Raw genomic sequence first — 17,662 nt, 5'->3', positions numbered from 1 at the left:
TCGGCTCATTCAAAGAGCCAATTAACCCAGCCAATCGGCTCACCGATGCCCAACCGAACAACCGAACCCGGCCCCCGCTGGATCTGGCAGCAGCCCGACTGGCCCCGCTTCCACTGGCAGGCCGATGCCCTGGCGGCACTGCTGCGCGACTGCCAACACGCCCACGGCCAGCTGCTCGGCATGGCCGGCGCGGTTGCCGGCGACCAGCAGGCCGCCGAAGCGCTGGACACCCTGCTCTCCAACATCGTCACCTCCTCGGCCATCGAGGGCGAGCGGCTGGATGTCGGCTCGGTACGCTCCTCGCTGGCCCGCCATCTGGGCCTGGCCGAAGACAGCCCTCGCCGCACCACTGGCCGCAGCGAGGGGCTGGCCGAGCTGATGCTAGACGCCACAGGCCGCGCCGACGCCCCGCTGGACCTGCCCCGCCTGCTGCAATGGCACCGCTGGCTGTTTGCAGAACAGGACAGCCTGCTGCCCAGTCGCATCCGCATCGGCGCGCTGCGTGGCGATGAGCCGATGCAGGTCGTCTCCGGCCGCATCGACCGCCCCACCGTCCACTTCGAAGCCCCGCCGCGCGACGGCCTGGACGCCCAGCTCGCCACCTTCCTCGGCTGGTTCGCCAGCTCGCGCACCGACGCCACGCTGGACCCGCTGCTGCGCGCCGGCATTGCTCACCTGTGGTTCGTCACCCTGCACCCGTTCGACGACGGCAACGGCCGCCTCACTCGCTCACTCACCGATCTCGCCCTGGCCCAGGCGCAACCGCAGGCGATCCGCCTCCATGCACTGTCGGCCAGCATCCTCGCCGACCGCAGCGGCTACTACCGCAGCCTGGAAACCACCCAGAAAGGCTCGCTGGACATCACCGGCTGGCTGCGCTGGTTCCTCACCACCCTGTACGACAGCCTGGTGCAGGCACTGCACCGCATCGATCGGGTATTGGCTAAAGCACGCTTCTGGCAGTTGCACCACGCCCAGCCGTTGTCCGCCGAACAGGTCAAGGTGCTCAACCGCCTGCTTGATGGCGGCGAGCGCGGCTTCGAACACGGCATCAGCGCTTCGCAATACCAGGCCGTGGCCAAGGTCTCCAAGGCCACCGCCACCCGCCATCTGGCCGACCTGCTGGAAAAAGGCTGCCTGCGCCGCCTGCCCGGCAGCGGCCGCAGCACCCGGTACGCCATCAACACGCCGGCCTCCAGCATCGCGCTGCCGGCCCGCACCACTTCAGAACAAGGCAACACCCCATGACCCATAACGACATCGTCCAGAAACTCTGGAACCTCTGCGACGTCCTGCGCGACGACGGCATCAACTACAGCGACTACGTCACCGAGCTGGTGCTGTTGCTGTTCGTCAAGATGGAATACGAGCAGGTGCGCAACAACGACAATTTCGAACACAAGCTGCCCGCCGGCAGCCGCTGGCCCGATCTCAGCGGCAAGTCCGGCCTCAACCTGCTCAACCACTACCGGCAGATGCTGCTGGACCTGGGCAAGAGCAGCGACCCGATGATCGCCGCCATCTACGCCGACGCGCAGACCCGCCTCAAGGAACCGCGCCATCTGGAAACCCTGGTCACCGCGCTCGACGGGCTGGACTGGTTCAGCGCGCGCCAGGACGGCCTGGGCGACCTTTACGAAGGCCTGCTGCAGAAAAACGCCAACGAGACCAAGTCCGGCGCTGGCCAGTACTTCACCCCGCGCCCGCTGATCGACGCCATCATCCGCTGCCTGCAGCCGCAGCCCGGCGAAACCCTGCAGGATCCGGCCGCCGGTACCGCCGGCTTTCTGATCGCCGCCGATGCCTACATCAAGGCCAACACCGACGATCTGTACACGCTCGACGACAAGGCCCGCCGCTTCCAGCAGCACAAGGCCTATACCGGCATGGAGCTGGTGCCCGGCACCCGCCGCCTGGCGCTGATGAACTGCCTGCTGCACGGCATGTCCGGCGAAGGCGCCGGCGTGGTCCAGCTCGGCAACAGCCTCGGCAATGCCGGCGCCGCCTTGCCCAAGGCGGACATCATCCTGTCCAACCCGCCATTCGGCACCGCCAAGGGCGGCGGCGGCCCCACCCGTGACGACCTCACCTACAAGACCAGCAACAAGCAGCTCGCCTTCTTGCAGCACATCTACCGTGGCTTGAAGCCCGGTGGCCGCGCCGCCGTGGTGCTGCCGGACAACGTGCTGTTCGAGGCCGGCGTCGGCACCGACATCCGCCGCGACCTGATGGACAAGTGCAACCTGCACACCCTGCTGCGCCTGCCCACCGGCATCTTCTACGCGCAGGGCGTCAAGACCAATGTGCTGTTCTTCCAGAAAGGCACCGCCGCCAACCCGCGCCAGGACACCGGCTGCACCCAGGCCACGTGGGTCTACGACCTGCGCAGCAACATGCCCAGCTTCGGCAAGCGCACCCCGTTCGGGCCGACGCATCTCAAACCGTTCGAGGAGGCCTACGGCAGCGATCCCAACGGCGCCAGCCCACGCACCGATGAAGGCGAGCAAGGCCGCTTCCGTTGCTTCACCCGCGCCCAGATCGCCGAGCGCGGCGACTCGCTGGATATCAGCTGGCTCAAGGACGCCGACAGCGTCGACGCCAACAGCCTTCCCGCGCCCGAAGTGCTGGCCGCAGAAGCCATGGCCGAACTCAGCGAAGCGCTGCGCGAACTCGACGCGCTGATGCAGGCGCTGGGTGCCGGTGATGAGGCGCTGGAACAGAAGCGGTTGCTGGCCGAGGTGATGGGGCTGGAAGTGACCAGCAGTGAGGTGGGCGGTGAGTGAGTTGCCGCAAGGGTGGGCTTTTGCCTCACTTAACGAACTTCAGGCCCAGGGCGGCATTTTTGCTGACGGGGACTGGATTGAAAGTAAGGATCAAGATCCAAACGGGCGTAATCGCCTGCTTCAACTCGCAGACATTGGCGACGGGCGCTTTATCGACAAGTCCTCTCGTTACGTCAACGATGAGACATTCGACCGATTGAATTGCACCGCGCTTGAAGAAGGCGACATCTTGCTTGCCCGAATGCCTGACCCTCTTGGACGAGCGTGTCTAATGCCTCGCCTTCCGCAACGGTGCCTGACGGTCGTCGACGTTGCTGTTTTTCGTTCTGGAAGCCGCGATATCAGCCATAGCTGGTTGATGCATACGCTCAACGCTTCGCCTATTCGCGAAGAAATTTCGCGCAACGCTTCCGGGACCACGAGGAAGCGGATTGCGCGCGGGAAGCTGGCCGAACTGAAAGTTCCCGTCCCACCGGCGGCAGAGCAAAAGCGCATAGCGCAGAAGCTGGATGCGCTGCTGGCCCAGGTCGACACTCTCAAGGCCCGCATCGACGCCATCCCCGCACTACTCAAGCGCTTCCGCCAATCAGTAATAAATCATGGTGTAAGCGGATCGCTTGCTCTCGATCAACATGCCTCATTCGACACCACGACGTGGCGAAACATGCGCGCGGAAGACGTATGCACCAAGGTCCAAAGCGGCGGAACTCCCAAAGAAGGGTTCACCACAGAAGGCATCCCCTTTCTCAAGGTTTACAACATCGTTGACGGGATTATCGAATTTGAGTATAGACCGCAGTATATCGCTGCCGATATTCATCAAGGCTCATGCCGCAAGTCGATCACAATCCCCGGCGATGTATTGATGAATATCGTCGGCCCACCACTTGGAAAGATCGCGGTTGTACCTCAAGGAGTAGACGAGTGGAACATCAATCAGGCCATCACCCTATTCCGCCCAAGTGAGTCGATTTCGTCCGCTTGGATTCACCTCGTTCTTCTTGAGGGAACTAACATCAGACGAGTCTCCCAAGAGACCAAGGGGTCAGCTGGCCAAGTCAACATCTCGCTATCTCAATGCAGGGACTTCGTGTTTCCTGTTCCACCAACTCAAATTCAGGATGAAATCGTCCGCCGCGTAGAACAGCTCTTCGCCTACGCCGACCAACTCGAAGCCAAGGTCGCCACCGCCCAGCAGCGCATCGACGCGTTGACCCAGAGCTTGCTCGCCAAGGCCTTCCGCGGCGAACTGGTGCCACAGGACCCCACCGACGAACCGGCCAGTGTACTGCTGGAACGCATCCGCGCCCAGCGCGCCGCCACGCCCAAACCGAAGCGCGGTCGCAAGGCGGCGACAGACTGATCCGATCCATCCCATCCATCACAAGGAAGCGAGCCCGTGACCACATTCGACAGCACCAAACTGCCATTGAAGGACCTGCTCAAGGACGTCGTCCAAGGCAAGATCCAGCTACCGGATTTCCAGCGCGGCTGGGTCTGGGATGACGAACATGTGCGCAGCCTGCTGGTCAGCCTGGGGCGCTCGTTCCCTGTGGGCGCGGTGATGCTGCTGGAAACCGGCGGCGAGGTGCGCTTCCAGGTCCGCCCGGTGGAGAACGTGCCGCTGGAAGCACTGGCGGCGCCGGAGAAGCTGATCCTCGACGGTCAGCAGCGTCTGACGACGCTGACCCAGGTGCTCAAGCTGTCCGGCCCGGTCAAGACCACCACCGACAAAGGCAAGCCGGTCGACCGCCACTACTAAATCCACATCCCCACCGCCCTGGCCGGCCCGGACCGGCTGGACGAGGCCATCATCGCCACCGACGGCAGCCGCCAGCAGCGCAGCGATTTCGGCCGCAGGCTGGATCTGGACCTGTCCACACGCGAGCTGGAATGCAAACAGCTGTACTTCCCATGCTCGGAAATCCTGGAGGCGATGGGCTGGCTGCAGGACCTGTTCAAGTTCAACGCCGCTGCGCAGGCGCAATTCTTTGAGTTCAAAGAAAAGGTGCTCGATGCATACAACGAGTACCAGATCCCGCTGATCGTGCTGAAGAAGGAGACCAGCAAGGAAGCAGTGTGCCTGGTGTTCGAGAAGGTCAACACCGGCGGCGTCCCGCTATCGGTGTTCGAGCTGGTGACCGCCAGCTACGCGGCCGATGGCTACAACCTGCGCGACGACTGGTACGGCAGCGAGCTGCGTAAGGTGTCCTCGCGCTACAAGCGGCTGGCCAGGGAACCCATCCTACGCGGGGTGGAGAACACCGACTTTCTGCAGGCGGTGACCATGCTGCACACGCTGGAAAAGCGCCGTGCCGATATCGAGGCCGGCAAGACCGGCAAGCAAGTGGCTCCGGTCAGCGCCAAGCGCGCATCGGTGCTGGAACTACCGCTGGATGCCTACAAGCGCTGGGCTGACCCCGTTGAACAAGGGTTCCTGCGTGCGGCCAAGTTCCTGCGCCAGGAATGTTTCACTGCGCCACGCGACCTGCCTTACCGCACCCAGCTGGCGCCGTTGGCGGCGGTGTTGGCACTGATCGGCGCCGACGAGCACTGGCGCGAGCCGCGCATCCACCAGAAGCTGGCGCAGTGGTTCTGGTGCGGCGTGCTGGGCGAACTCTACGGCGGCGCGGTGGAGACCCGCATCGCAAATGACGTCGACGAGCTGCTGAGCTGGATCGAGCACGATGGCCAACCGCCGCGCACGATTGTGGACGCCACCTTCCAGGTCGACCGCCTCGCCTCGCTGACCTCGCGCCTGAGCGCCGCCTACAAGGGCATCAACGTGCTGGTACTGCGCGAAGGTGCACAGGACCTGTTCTGGAAGTCGCGCATCCGCGACCTGGAGGCCGACGAGGTAGCATTGGACATCCACCACATCTTCCCGCGCGACTGGTGCGAGAAGCAGAACATCCCGCGCGGGCGCTACGACTCAATCATCAACAAGACGCCGATCTCCTACAAGGCAAACCGCATGATCGGCGGCTCCGCTCCCTCCAGCTATCTGGCCGCCCTGCAGGCCCACAAGCAGGTCCAGCTGGACAACGCAGGCATGGATGCACTGCTGGCCAGCCATCGCATCCCGGTAGCCGCCCTGCGTGCCGATGACTTCGACAGCTTCTGCGATCAGCGCCAGCAGAACCTCTTGGCGCTGATCGAGGCGGCAATGGGAAAGCGTGCTGCAGCGGTGGAGACTGACTGACAGCCATCGCTTGGAACTTCGCCGCCAGCTCCTACAGCAGCGCCCAAGAGCGCTGCGTATTCCAGCTAACAGGGCACATTTGGCTGTGCCCTGCGCGCTTGCCACACCGGTGCCTCCCCTGGGGCGCTGGCAATCGCAGTGGACAGCGGGGGCACGCCAAAGGCCGTAGGAATGCCACGCTTTGGCGGCCCGATCACGGCGGGAAAGGCATAGCGCACGCCGTGGACCGCAAACTCATGCAGCGCCTTGCGTACCGTCTCCAACGCGCCGCGGCTTTTTTCCAGCGCCAAGCCGGATGCCACCGCTCGCTTGAAGATGCGATGCACCTGAGAAGGGCGCATGCCCAGCGCTTCTCCAAGGGATGCATAGGTCCAGGCCTGGCTGACCTGGGCGACCTGCTTGTACAGCACCACCAGATCCAGGGGCTTCAGCTCCACAGCCAGGCCCGCCTTATTCCATATTCCGGAATATGGAATAGCCGGCGAACGAGCTGTTTTGCGACCAATCTTTAGCTGCACGCTCTGACCTAAACGAGGGTCTACCGCTCAACGGCGCAAGCCAGACACAGCTCACCCAATGCTCAGCGGCTTCAGCCCCTGCTGCGGCAGCGATCTCTCCTGCGCCTGGCTTTGCCCCTGCACCAAGGTGTGCACCTCGAACTCTTGCAAGCTTGCCAGTGACTGCTCCACCGGCGCTGACTACCACGTCAGTGGGCATGCTGGCACGCAGGTGGGTCCACAGTAGAACGCCCCTGCCCCTGCAACCAAGCACTCTGCCTACCCGCGCAGCGCCGCCCGAATCCCCTCTCCCGCCAACCGCGCACTCGCCAGCAGACGCTCCAGGCTCTGCCCATGCCGGGCACTGGCGGACAGGCCGGCCATGGTGGTGCTGACGAAATCCGCCAGCCGGTCTGCCTCGTGCGGGCACTGCTTGGCGATGTGGGAGCGGATCAACTCTTGGGCAGCGACATGAAAGCTGCAGGCCGCCTCGCGTGCCTGCGGGTCGTTGCTGCGCGTGCCTTCCAGCACCAGGCAGCCGGTGGCGGCGGGGTCTGCGGCGTAGCAGCGGGCGGCCTGCTCCAGTAGGTCGGCCAGGGCGTCGGCCAGCGGACGGTTGGCGTCCAGAATCTGCGGCAGCGGGATGGCACCGGTCTGCGCGTAGCGGTCGAGGATGCGCGCATACAGGCCGGCCTTGCTGCCGAAGGCGGCGTAGAAACTGGGCGGGTTGATGCCCAGCGCCGCGGTGAGGTCGGCCACGCTCAGTGCGTCGTAGCCACGCGCATGGAACAGCTGCTGCGCGATGGCCACCGCTTGATCCGGGTCGAACGCCCGCGGCCGGCCGCGGGACCGGGAGATTTCTGTAGTCATTGTTACAAAACCCTTGACGGCAGACGAGATCTATTATGTATTAACCGCTACATTAATAGCGAGGTGGGTGCATGTCAGCGTTCAAGAACAAGTCCGTGTTGGTGCTCGGCGGCAGCCGGGGAATTGGGGCCGCCATCGTGCGGCGCTTCGTGGCCGACGGCGCGCGAGTGGCGTTTACCTACGCCGGCTCCGCCGAAGCGGCGCAGCGCCTGGCCGGCGAAACCGGCAGCACCGCGGTGCTGGCAGACAGCGCCGATCGCGATGCGGTCATCGACACGGTGCGACGCAGTGGGCCGCTGGATGTCCTGGTAGTCAACTCTGGCATCGCCTTGTTCGGCGATGCGCTGGACCAGGATCCGGACGCGGTGGACCGGCTGTTCCGCATCAACGTGCACGCGCCCTACCACGCCGCCGTGGAGGCCGCGCGGCAGATGCCACCTGGCGGGCGGATCATCGTGATCGGCTCGGTCAACGGCGACCGCATGCCGCTGCCCGGCATGGCGTCCTACGCGCTGAGCAAATCCGCGCTGCAAGGGCTGGCACGCGGCCTGGCGCGCGATTTCGGGCCGCGTGGCATCACCATCAACGTGGTGCAGCCGGGCCCGATCGATACCGACGCCAATCCGGAAAACGGGCCGATGAAAGACCTGATGCACAGCTTCATGGCGATCAAGCGCCACGGTCGCGCCGAGGAAGTGGCCGGCATGGTGGCCTGGCTGGCCGGCCCGGAAGCGAGCTTTGTAACCGGCGCGATGCATACCATCGATGGTGCGTTCGGGGCGTGACGCGTCGTCGCTTGGATTGATGCCACTGCAGCTCGACATGTAGCGCAACGGATGGCGGCAAGCGCCCTCCGTCGACGTGCAGGGCGAGCTGCTGCATCGCCAGCATCGTGATCCACATGCATGATGCTGTTGGCCGTGATGGATCGTCTTCCCATGTCTTGCGCCGTATTGCACATGCAATCGCTGGCTTGACCTTGCATACCCTGTTGACCCTGCGTTGCCTATCGTTCGCGACGAACCCAGCAATGGATTGACCAATGCGCATGATGTCATCCGGTCGGTGCTTAACCCTGCCCATTTGCGTGCTGCCATGCCCACCGATGTGGCGGTGCGCACACCGGTTGAGCAGTCGCTGCAACAACTGGAAACCGCCAGCGTGCAGCGGCAGCAGGCGCTGGCGCAGAGCCAGCAGCAAGACATGGACACTCGGGTCCGCGAGAATATGTCGATGCGCATGGGGTGATGTAGGCACTCAACCGCAACCGGTCGGCCAGCGCGCCGGGGCCAGGCGCAGCTCACAGAGATGCAGCACGCAGCACCGCGCGGAATCGCTCGACACCGAAATCGGCAGTCATCCCGCAGGCGTTCCACTTTCAGGCATCTAACCACTGGATCCCTTCGCTACTGTTGCTGGCCAATGCGCTTCACCTGCACTGGTGGCCACTGCACCAAACAAAAAGCCCGGAAAAACCGAGCTTTTTGTTGCTCCACGCAACGCGTCAGGCTTTGCGCTTTTTCAACCAGGCCGCAATCTGCGGCACACGCCGCTCGCGCAACGTCACGCGCGTCTGGATTGTGCTGATGGCGGTTTCGGCATCGCGGCGTGAGGTGGGGGCCAGGTAGGTGTCGGCATACGCCTTGATCTTGTCGATGGTCTCCAGCTTGTTCGAGCCTGCAGCCAGGTGCGGGTAATAGCGGGCGCGCGAGGTGGAGTCGATCAACGTGTCCACCTGGGTGCGATGCGCCAAGGCGAAGTCGAATGCCAGCTCCGGGTGCTCGCTGGCGACATCGCCGATCATGCTGGCGCCAGTGGTGGCGCCGGGTTCGTCGGTGAGTGCAAGTTCAAGGGCGCGCTGCGCCAGCCCCGGGTCCTTGGCGTAGGCGAGCAACGCATACGACTGGTCGCGCAGCATCGAGGAAGTTTCCTTCTTCGCCATGGCATGCAATGCGTCCCAGGTGGCGAAGTCGGCGTGGCGGGCGACGATACGCAGCACCGTGCTACGCAGTTCCGGCGACAGCGTGCCCGGGTCGGCCTGGAACGCAGCGAAACGACGCTGCGCTTCGGCAATCACCTGTGCATCGTCCAGCGCGCTCAGGCTGTTGAGCAGGCTGGCACGCAGCTGCTTGGTCTGTGCACTGTCGTCCTTGCGCTCGTCCCAGCCGAGCGTGGCGAACTCGGGAGCAAGCCGCGCACGCGCGAAGCGCCGCCAGCTGGCCTGCGCCTTGAGGTCGCCCGCGAACAGGCGATCGATGTTGGAATACGTTTCGGACACCACTTTCCACAGATCCGGCGAGCCACCGACCGGCACCTTGGCGGTAAGCTCAAGCAGGTCCGCTTCGGGCTGCAGCCCCACCGGTGCCAGCGCAGCGGTATCCATCAGCACACCCAACTGATCGACCACCGGCAAGGCGTCGAATCCCTTGGTGAGCGCGGTGAATTGCGCCGGTGCATACAGCGTGCGGAAGTAGCCCTTCTGCCCGGCATTGACCACGACAGGCGTATCGCAGCCGGGTAACTGCACCTGCGCGCTGCCATCCACCAATACGCGCACCGGCGTGCCTCTGGCGCCGCGCACCGTGACGGGCACATGCCAGCGCAATGGCTGTTTGTCGGGGCGGTCGACAGTGTATTCGCCTTGTTTCAGCTGCACGGTCGAGGTGCCGGCCGTGCAGCTGGCGCTGACCTGAATCAACGGCACGCCCGGCTGCAGCGTGAAGTCGTGCGCCACCTGGGTGAACTGCTTGCCCGGTGCCACTGCATCGATCTGCTGCCACAGCGCATCGGTGACGGCGTTGCCGTACTGGTGCTGCTTGAGATAGCTGCGCACGCCGCTGCGCCAGTTGTCCGCGCCCACATAGTCTTCGAGCATGGCGATCACCGCTTCGCCCTTGTCGTAGGTGATCTGGTCGAATGCCTGGCTGGCCTGCTCCACCGTGGCGACGTGCTGCACCACCGGATGGGTGGTGACATACGCATCGCGCTGCATCGCCGCGCGGCTTTTGAAGGCTGCGCCGGTGTTGTCGATATCCCACTCCGGGTGCAGCTTGTGCGTGGTGCGCGCCTCCATCCAGTTGGCGAACCCTTCGTTGAGCCACAGGTCGTCCCACCACGCCATGGTCACCAGGTTGCCGAACCACTGGTGCGCAATCTCGTGCGCGGCAACGGTGAAAACGTCCTGCTTGTCGTTGATGTTGGACGTGGCCGGGTCGAGCAGCAGCGAGTACTCGAAGGTGAAGATCGCCCCCCAGTTTTCCATCGCGCTGAAGAACTGGCTTTGCCCGGGTGCGGCGATGTTGTCCAGCTTCGGCAACGGATATGGAATGCCGAAATAGGCGTTGTATTCATGCAGCACGTCGCGCCCGGAATCCAGTGCGAACTGCGCCTGGCCCACCTTGCCCTTCTGCGCGATCACGCCGATCTCGGTGCCGTTGTCGGCCTTGCGCGTCGCCCGCTCGAAGTCGCCGACGCTCAGGAACAACAGGTACGTGGCCATCTTGGGCGTGGTCTGGAACGCCACGCGCTTCATGCCGCCAGCAGCATTGCTGGACGAGGCAACCGGCATGTTGCTCACCGCCATCTGCGCGGCCGGCGCATTGACTGCCAGGTCGAAGGTGGCCTTGAAATCAGGCTCGTCCCACGAGGGGATGAAGCGGCGTGCATCGGAGTTTTCGAACTGGGTGAACAACGCGCGGCGCTGGCCTTGCGGGGTGGCGTAATCCAGTGCGAACAGGCCGTTGGCCTGGGTATTGATCACACCGCTGTAGTCGATGGACAACACGTAGTTGCCCGGTGCCAGCGGTTTGTCGAAGGCGAAGGTGGCGGTCTGCGCCTGCTCATCGGTGCTGACCTTGGCCGTCTGCGGCTTGCCTCCCTTGCGCTGCGCCAACGTACTGCGCGCGAAGCTGAGGTTGGCCGCCTGCAACACGATGCGGTCGGTGGCTTGTAGCACCACGATGTCGATGGCCACCTTGCCGTCGAAGGTCATCTTGTCGGCATGCGGGGTGATCTCCACCGCGTAGTGGGTGGGCTTGGCCGTGCGCGGCAACTGGCTGGTGACCTGCGCGGCCGATGCGCTGACCACCTCCGGTGCAGCCACAGCAGCGTGAGCCGGCGCAACGGCGCAGGTGCTGGCCAGCGCCAGCGCAATAGCAGTCACCAGGATCTGGCGCATGACATTCCTAAAAAGAGTAATGAAGTAAACGAAGTCGTACAGCGGCCAGCATCATGGCGCCGGCCCGCAAGACCACACACGGCCGAAAGTCATGCGCCTGCCTGACAGAGGCGAAGGCACACACGTCAAAGAGAAGCCACGGCAACGACAAGGCACGCACGCATCAAACCAGGGCAAGGCAATCCCGGCTGGCGCGAGCATGCTACACGGCCATGCTGAACCCGCCCCGCATCGATCAGGCGGGGGCGGCCAGCAACACCTCACCAGCGGCCGTCAGACAGGTGCCGGGCGCGTGGCCAGGCAACGCAATGGCATTGCGCAAACAAAAGCCCCGCTTTCGCAGGGCTTTCGTCGGTTCAATCACGCATCAGCCGATCAGGCGAACGGGTCCTGCAGCACCATGGTGTGGTCGCGGTCCGGGCCGGTGGAAACGATCGAGATGGGGCAGCCGGCCAGTTCCTCCAGCGCGCGCAGGTAGGCGCGGGCGGCCGGCGGCAGGTCATCCCACACGGTGATGCCGTGGGTGTTCTCGCTCCAGCCCGGGAACTCCAGGTACACAGGGGTGCACTCTTCCCAGCCCTGCGCGTCCAGCGGCGCGTACTCGGTGCGCTTGCCGTGATATTCATAGGCGATGCAGATCTTCAGCTTCTCCATGCCGTCGAGCACGTCGAGCTTGGTGATGCACAGGCCGGAAATGCCGTTGATGGCCACTGCACGCTTGAGCGCCACGATATCCATCCAGCCGCAGCGACGCGGGCGACCGGTGGAGGCGCCGTATTCGGCACCGCGGTCGCGGATGCCCTGGCCCACTTCGTCGTCCAGTTCGGTCGGGAACGGGCCGCCGCCGACGCGCGTGGCATACGCCTTGGCAATGCCGAGTACGTAGTCGATCGCATCGGCGCCAACGCCGGTACCGGCCAGTGCGCCGCCCACGGTGGTGTTGGAGCTGGTGACGTACGGATAGGTGCCGTGGTCGATGTCCAGCAACGCACCCTGCGCGCCCTCGAACAGCACGCGCTTACCCTGCTTGCGCAGGTCGTGCAGGATGCCGGCCACGTCCGACTTCATCGGCTGCACGTACTCGCCGAAGGCCAGCGCCTCGTCGTAGGTCTTCTGGAAATCGACCGCTTCCACGCCCAGGTACTTGGTAAGCACGAAGTTGTGGTAATCCAGCGCGGTGCGCAGCAGTTCTTCCAGCTGCGGCGGGTAATGCAGGTCGGCGATGCGGATGCCGCGACGCGCCACCTTGTCTTCGTACGCCGGGCCGATACCGCGACCGGTGGTCCCGATGGCCTTGCCGCCGGCCGCCTTCTCGCGCGCCTGATCCAGGGCGATGTGGTAGGGCATGATCAACGGCGCAGCCGGAGAGATCTTCAGGCGCGAACGCACTTCCACGCCGGCGTCTTCCAGCTCGCTGATTTCCTTGATCAAGGCAGCCGGGGAGATCACCACGCCATTGCCGATCAGGCACAGCGCGTCGTCGCGCAGGATGCCGGACGGAATCAGATGCAAGACGGTCTTCTTGCCGTTGATGACAAGCGTGTGGCCGGCGTTGTGGCCGCCCTGGAAGCGGACCACCGCACCGATTTCCTCGGTGAGCAGATCGACGATCTTGCCTTTGCCTTCATCGCCCCACTGGGCACCGAGCACGACAACTGACTGACCCATGACGGGTGAACTCCTAAGTTTTGCTGCGGCCATCGGGGCCGCGGGATGGGACCGCTGCAGGGCTGGCCGCGACACCCTGCGCGCGGCTCCATCGGGGAGCGTTGCAGTGGCGCGATAGCCCTGACACGGAAAAAGCCGAACCGAGTGCTCTGGTTGGAGCGTGCCCGGCCGGCTTTTGTGCATTATCCGGGTTTCCGCTGGCCTGCACTACCCCTGGCGGACGGCGGATCGGGGGCGGGTCAGATTGCGGCTGGCAGTCGGTTGCGTGGTGCTCCGAGCGCTGCCGGCCACCTGGGTCCCTAGGGGCCCTAGCCTGCCGGATCACCGTAGCGACATCCCAATTGGGTCGTAGGGACGGCAACGTAGCGAGCCTTGGCAAACCTGCAGACCGCCCAAAGCGGCCATCGCCCGATCCACGACGGGCAGCCCTAACCACCACCCCGATAACCCCCCCCGTAGGAGCGCACCCGGGCGCGACAGGCATTACCGGTGAAGCCATCGCGCCCAGATGCGCTCCTACGGCAGATGTGTCTCACAGCCAGACTGCGTCCCAGAACGGATAGTCCCCGGCCCGCGTCACCAGTCCGGCCCGTCGCGGATTGGCAATGATGTAGCGCGCCGCAGCGGTCAGATCATCGTCCCTGCGCAATGCGTGGTCGTGATAGCTGCGGCTCCAGACCGGTGCACGAGACTGACGCTGCGCATTCGCTGCGCGGGCTGAGCAAGCTTTCATGCGTGAAACCGCGTCGCTCAATGCGGTGTCGCTCCCAAGTTGCAACAACCAATGGACATGATCCGGCATCAACACCCAGGCCAGCAGCCTGGCATCGCAAGGCGTCGCTTTGGTGAATGCTCGACAGGCGGTTGCCGCAATCAGAAAATCTGCGAACACGGCGCGACGCTGCCATGTCGCGGTAGTCAGCAGGTAAGCGCTGTGGGCCGAAGACTGCCTACCGCGGCGCAGCGCGCGATGCCCGGGAGAGTCGATATTGGCCATACCGCAATGCTGATGGCCTTGGACCACGCGGGATATCGGCGGTTGCCGTGTTCTGCGCTAGGAATCCATGTGGCGACTGACTGTCAGAGGCCATCAGCGGGTCGACCGGTGAGGCCCGTCGCGCCCAGGTGCGCTCCTACGATGGGGCGCGCGCGTCTGTCTGCCCTACGGTGACAGGCACAAACAAGAACGCCCGCATGACGCGGGCGTTCTTGTTTCAAGGCAGAGCGATGTTTCAAGACAGAGCGATCAACGGTCGCTCTTGAGGTACTGCAGGAACGGGTCGTTCTTGTCCAGCACCACCACGCCGTTGCCGTCTGCCATGGAGCTGCGGTAAGCCTCCAGGCTGCGGTAGAACGCATAGAACGACGGGTCCTTGGAACCGGCCTGGCCGTAGATGCGGGCCGCTTCGGCATCGCCTTCACCACGCAGCTTCTGCGCGTCGCGCTCGGCGTCGGCCACGATCACGGTGGACTCGCGATCGGCTTGCGCGCGGATGGTCAGGGCCTGCTCTTCGCCTTCGGCGCGCAGCTTGCTGGCTTCCTGCTTGCGCTGGGCGCGCATGCGCTCGTAGACGTCGGTGATCACCTGGCTGTCGGTCGGCAGGTCGATCTGCTTGATGCGCAGGTCGGTGATCTGCATCCCTAAGCCCTTGATGGCGCCATTGATGCCCTTGAGCTGGTTGGCGATCAGTTCGCTGCGGTCGCCGGAAACCAGCTGTTGCAGGGTGCGCGAGTTGATCTGGTTGCGCAGCGAATCGGTGATGATCGGGGCCAGGCGCGAGTTGGCCACCGATTCCTCGCCACCGGTCGCACGATAAAACGCCCGCACATCGGAGATGTAGCCGATGGCGAAGAAATCCACGCTCACGTCTTTCTGCTCGGCAGTGAAGTAACGCGCCGGCGCGGTGTCCAGTACCTGAAAGCGGCGGTCGAACACGCGCACCGATTCCACCACCGGAATTTTGAAGTGCAGGCCGGGCTTGAGGTCGGCACGCACGACACGGCCCAGGTTGAGCACCATGGCGGTCTGGTCTTCGCGCACAACGAATACCGAGCCCATCAGGGTCAGCAAGACGGCGATGATCAGGCCGATGACTAGCGAATTCTTCATTATTCGGTTCCCTCACGGCCGGTCGGGCGCGGGCCGCGCTCCGGGTTGCGGATGGCCTCGCTACTGGCGCTTTGCGGCGGATTCAACAGCACGTCCTGGGGCACCATCGACGGCATGCCGGCATTGCCACCGGTCGTGGCCGGCTTGCTGGCGTCGGCCGGTAGCGGCACGTAGATGACCTGGCGGCCATCGCTACCGATGACCTTGCGGTTCTCCGACAGCACCTTCTGCACGGTTTCCAGCCACAGACGCTTGCGGGTGACTTCCGGCGCGCCGGCGTACTGCGCCTGCAACAGCGTGAAGCGATCGGCGTCGCCCTCGGCCTTGGAAATGGTGGCCTGCTTGTAGCCCTCGGCGCCGGTACGGGTGCGCGCACCCTGGCCGCGCGCTTCCGGCACCACCTTGGCGGCATACGCCTGGGCTTCGTTGATCAGGCGCTCGCGCACCTGTTGGGCACCGTTGACCTCATCGAAGGCCGGCTTCACTTCTTCCGGCGGACGGGCGTCGGGCAGGGTCACGCCGGTGACGGCCAGGCCGGTGTTATAGGCATCCAGCGCCGCCTGCAGACGGTCCTTGGACGCGATCGCCAGCGGGCCGCGATTGTTGAGCACGGTATTGAGGTCCGAACGCCCCACCTGCTCGCGCACGGCACTTTGCGCGGCCTGCTCCAGCACCAGATCGGCGTTGCGCGAACCGAACAGGTATTTGCGCGGGTCGCTGATCTGGTACTGCACGTTGAGCGAGACGTTGACGATGTTCTCGTCGCGCGTCAGCACCGGCACCTGGTTGCTGAAGGTCTTGATCTCGGTGGCATTGACCTTGCGCACCGACTCGATCGGCCAGGGCAGCTTGAAGTTCGGGCCGGGCTGCAGGATGCGCGAGAACTGGCCGAAGCGCAGCACCACGCCACGCTGCTGCTCGCCGATGAGCTGGAAGCTGGAGAACAGCACCATCAGCACCACCGCGACCAGGATCCAGCGCCCCACGCCGCCATCGAACAGCTCCTTCAACGGAGCGGGCAGATTGCCCCAACCGCCACCGTTGCCACCACCGCGCGGGCCCCAGGACCTGCGACGGTTGGGATCCGGGCCGTCTCCGCCCTTGTTGCCGGGTGTGTTCCAGGCCATGCACGCTCCATGATCGAGGGGCTGTGCGGGCCAGTCCCGCAGTGCCGCCATGTTGTTTGATTCGCCGATTCTACTAGATGGGGCAGACCCACCGTTTTGAAAGGCCCGGTGCGATGCATTGTTGGTTTAGCCGGCGGGGCGGATCGGGCTGACTGGGGACACACGCAGCGGCCGACCGGCAGGGGCCTTTGCGCTGAAGACCTGGAGACAAGGTTGCACGTGGCGGCGCCGGGCACCGGGTGCGCCTGCCGAGCGCTGCGTGCGCGTCCATTGGATGCAGCCGGGTACCTGATTGGTCTTGGGCGGCTGAAGACCATTTACCGGGCGCATGCCTGCTGGCAGGGATCCGGGCACGGATGGTGATGGGAGGGACGTCGCACGCGTGCGGGCCAAGCGGCGATTGCGTCCTTGGCACCCATTCTTTCAACCACACCTTGTCCCAGGCAATGACGGCTGCACCGCCTCACCCCAACTGATCTCCCCTGGCCCGTTGGCAAAAGATGGAGCTCGGCGCAGGCTGAGGGGTGCAGTTGCCAAGCGATGGTGCACGACGAGGTCGAGTTGCGCATCGCCGGGCTGCCGACCCTCACCGGCTCCCCAGCGCGCAGCAGAGGGTTGGCCCGTCTCCCGCTACTCCCACCTCTGCATTGCCGAAATCCGACTGCGATCACGGCTGGCCGGTGCACTTACGCTTTCGGCGGCTCGTCTTTCTGGTTGAACACGCGCTCCATCACTTCCAGCAGTTCGTCTTCGGAGAACGGCTTGGTGATGTAGGCGCGGGCCCCCTGGCGCATGCCCCACATGCGGTCGGTGTCCTGATCCTTGGTGGTGACCAGGATGACCGGAATATGCTGGGTGGTGGGCTCGCGCTTGAGCGTGCGCGTGGCCTGGAACCCGTTGAGGTTGGGCATCACCACGTCCATCAGCACCAGATCCGGCAGCGATTCCTTGGCCGCTTCCACGCCGGCGGCCCCATCGGTGGCGGTGATGGTTTCGTGGCCCAGCTTCTCGACGATGCGCTGAATCCCCAGCAGCTGCGACGGCGAGTCGTCGACGATCAAAATACGTGCCATGTGTTTCCCCTAGTGTGCGCGGCGAGTGTAGTGCGCCGGCCGCGCTTTCGATAGCTGGGCCAGGTGAGTTGTGTGCTGGTTCGAGGTTTGCGAGCGAGGCCAGAGGTGATGGAGCGAGGCGCTGTTTTTGCGAGCCGCTGGAGCCATTACGTCCA

General features: G+C 64.5%; 14 protein-coding genes and 1 pseudogene. 7 read left to right on the top strand and 8 right to left on the bottom strand.

From position 1 onward, the window contains the following. Positions 1-45: 45 nt before the first annotated feature. From ACCQ15_RS05715 to ACCQ15_RS05695, 5 genes are all read left to right on the top strand, one after another. On the top strand, positions 46-1,248 hold the full coding sequence (locus tag ACCQ15_RS05715) for a Fic family protein (RefSeq protein ID WP_372381309.1): 1,203 nt from the start codon (positions 46-48) through the stop codon (positions 1,246-1,248). Beyond that, positions 1,245-2,783 carry a class I SAM-dependent DNA methyltransferase gene (locus tag ACCQ15_RS05710; protein WP_372381307.1) on the top strand — a complete coding sequence of 513 codons (1,539 nt, stop codon included), beginning with the start codon at positions 1,245-1,247 and terminating at the stop codon, positions 2,781-2,783. The genes ACCQ15_RS05715 and ACCQ15_RS05710 overlap by 4 nt, the downstream gene beginning before the upstream one ends. Further along, positions 2,764-4,146, top strand: a complete 1,383-nt coding sequence (locus tag ACCQ15_RS05705) for a restriction endonuclease subunit S (protein WP_372381306.1) — start codon at positions 2,764-2,766, stop codon at positions 4,144-4,146. Before ACCQ15_RS05710 ends, ACCQ15_RS05705 begins: the two co-directional genes overlap by 20 nt. A 36-nt stretch (positions 4,147-4,182) precedes the next feature. Beyond that, positions 4,183-4,545: a DUF262 domain-containing protein gene (locus ACCQ15_RS05700; RefSeq protein ID WP_372381304.1), complete on the top strand. Its 363-nt coding sequence runs from the start codon at positions 4,183-4,185 to the stop codon at positions 4,543-4,545. 174 nt (positions 4,546-4,719) lie between these two features. Then, complete coding sequence (locus tag ACCQ15_RS05695) at positions 4,720-5,985, top strand: hypothetical protein (RefSeq protein ID WP_372381303.1); 1,266 nt, start codon at positions 4,720-4,722, stop codon at positions 5,983-5,985. Positions 5,986-6,063: 78 nt separating this feature from the next. Here the strand turns inward: ACCQ15_RS05695 and ACCQ15_RS05690 are convergent. Both ACCQ15_RS05690 and ACCQ15_RS05685 read right to left on the bottom strand, forming a co-directional pair. Beyond that, positions 6,064-6,422: pseudogene (locus tag ACCQ15_RS05690) on the bottom strand (hypothetical protein); the annotation flags it as partial. A 339-nt stretch (positions 6,423-6,761) separates the two neighbouring features. Next, positions 6,762-7,352 (bottom strand): TetR/AcrR family transcriptional regulator, encoded by a 591-nt coding sequence (locus ACCQ15_RS05685; protein ID WP_372174218.1) that lies wholly within the window; start codon positions 7,350-7,352, stop codon positions 6,762-6,764. A gap of 71 nt (positions 7,353-7,423) precedes the next feature. Between ACCQ15_RS05685 and bdcA the strand changes: the two genes are divergently transcribed. Then, the gene (bdcA, locus tag ACCQ15_RS05680) at positions 7,424-8,137 is read left to right on the top strand and encodes an SDR family oxidoreductase (protein WP_057681005.1); all 714 of its coding nucleotides are present in this window, start codon (positions 7,424-7,426) and stop codon (positions 8,135-8,137) included. Between the two features lie 250 nt (positions 8,138-8,387). Continuing rightward, positions 8,388-8,600 (top strand): hypothetical protein, encoded by a 213-nt coding sequence (locus ACCQ15_RS05675; protein WP_218195807.1) that lies wholly within the window; start codon positions 8,388-8,390, stop codon positions 8,598-8,600. A 256-nt stretch (positions 8,601-8,856) separates the two neighbouring features. On the opposite strand, the gene ACCQ15_RS05670 is transcribed toward ACCQ15_RS05675, so the two are convergent. The 6 genes from ACCQ15_RS05670 to pilH all read right to left on the bottom strand — a co-directional run bounded on the left by ACCQ15_RS05670 (position 8,857) and on the right by pilH (position 17,507). Then, a complete protein-coding gene (locus ACCQ15_RS05670; RefSeq protein WP_372381302.1) occupies positions 8,857-11,529 on the bottom strand; it encodes a M1 family metallopeptidase in 2,673 nt (890 codons plus the stop codon). A gap of 375 nt (positions 11,530-11,904) precedes the next feature. Beyond that, on the bottom strand, positions 11,905-13,197 hold the full coding sequence (locus ACCQ15_RS05665; protein WP_005913957.1) for an adenylosuccinate synthase: 1,293 nt from the start codon (positions 13,195-13,197) through the stop codon (positions 11,905-11,907). Between the two features lie 532 nt (positions 13,198-13,729). Then, the gene (locus ACCQ15_RS05660; RefSeq protein WP_372381301.1) at positions 13,730-14,194 is read right to left on the bottom strand and encodes an REP-associated tyrosine transposase; all 465 of its coding nucleotides are present in this window, start codon (positions 14,192-14,194) and stop codon (positions 13,730-13,732) included. Between the two features lie 249 nt (positions 14,195-14,443). Continuing rightward, the gene (gene hflC, locus ACCQ15_RS05655; protein WP_008578171.1) at positions 14,444-15,307 is read right to left on the bottom strand and encodes a protease modulator HflC; all 864 of its coding nucleotides are present in this window, start codon (positions 15,305-15,307) and stop codon (positions 14,444-14,446) included. Then, the gene (hflK, locus tag ACCQ15_RS05650) at positions 15,307-16,434 is read right to left on the bottom strand and encodes an FtsH protease activity modulator HflK (protein ID WP_011346658.1); all 1,128 of its coding nucleotides are present in this window, start codon (positions 16,432-16,434) and stop codon (positions 15,307-15,309) included. The genes hflC and hflK overlap by 1 nt, the downstream gene beginning before the upstream one ends. A 686-nt stretch (positions 16,435-17,120) precedes the next feature. Next, a complete protein-coding gene (gene pilH / locus ACCQ15_RS05645; protein WP_008578169.1) occupies positions 17,121-17,507 on the bottom strand; it encodes a twitching motility response regulator PilH in 387 nt (128 codons plus the stop codon). Between the last annotated feature and the right edge of the window lie 155 nt (positions 17,508-17,662).

The sequence above is a fragment of the Xanthomonas sp. NCPPB 1754 genome, from assembly GCF_041475725.2.
Taxonomy (GTDB): Bacteria; Pseudomonadota; Gammaproteobacteria; order Xanthomonadales; family Xanthomonadaceae; genus Xanthomonas; species Xanthomonas euvesicatoria.
This window is presented reverse-complemented; position numbering and strand designations above follow the sequence as displayed.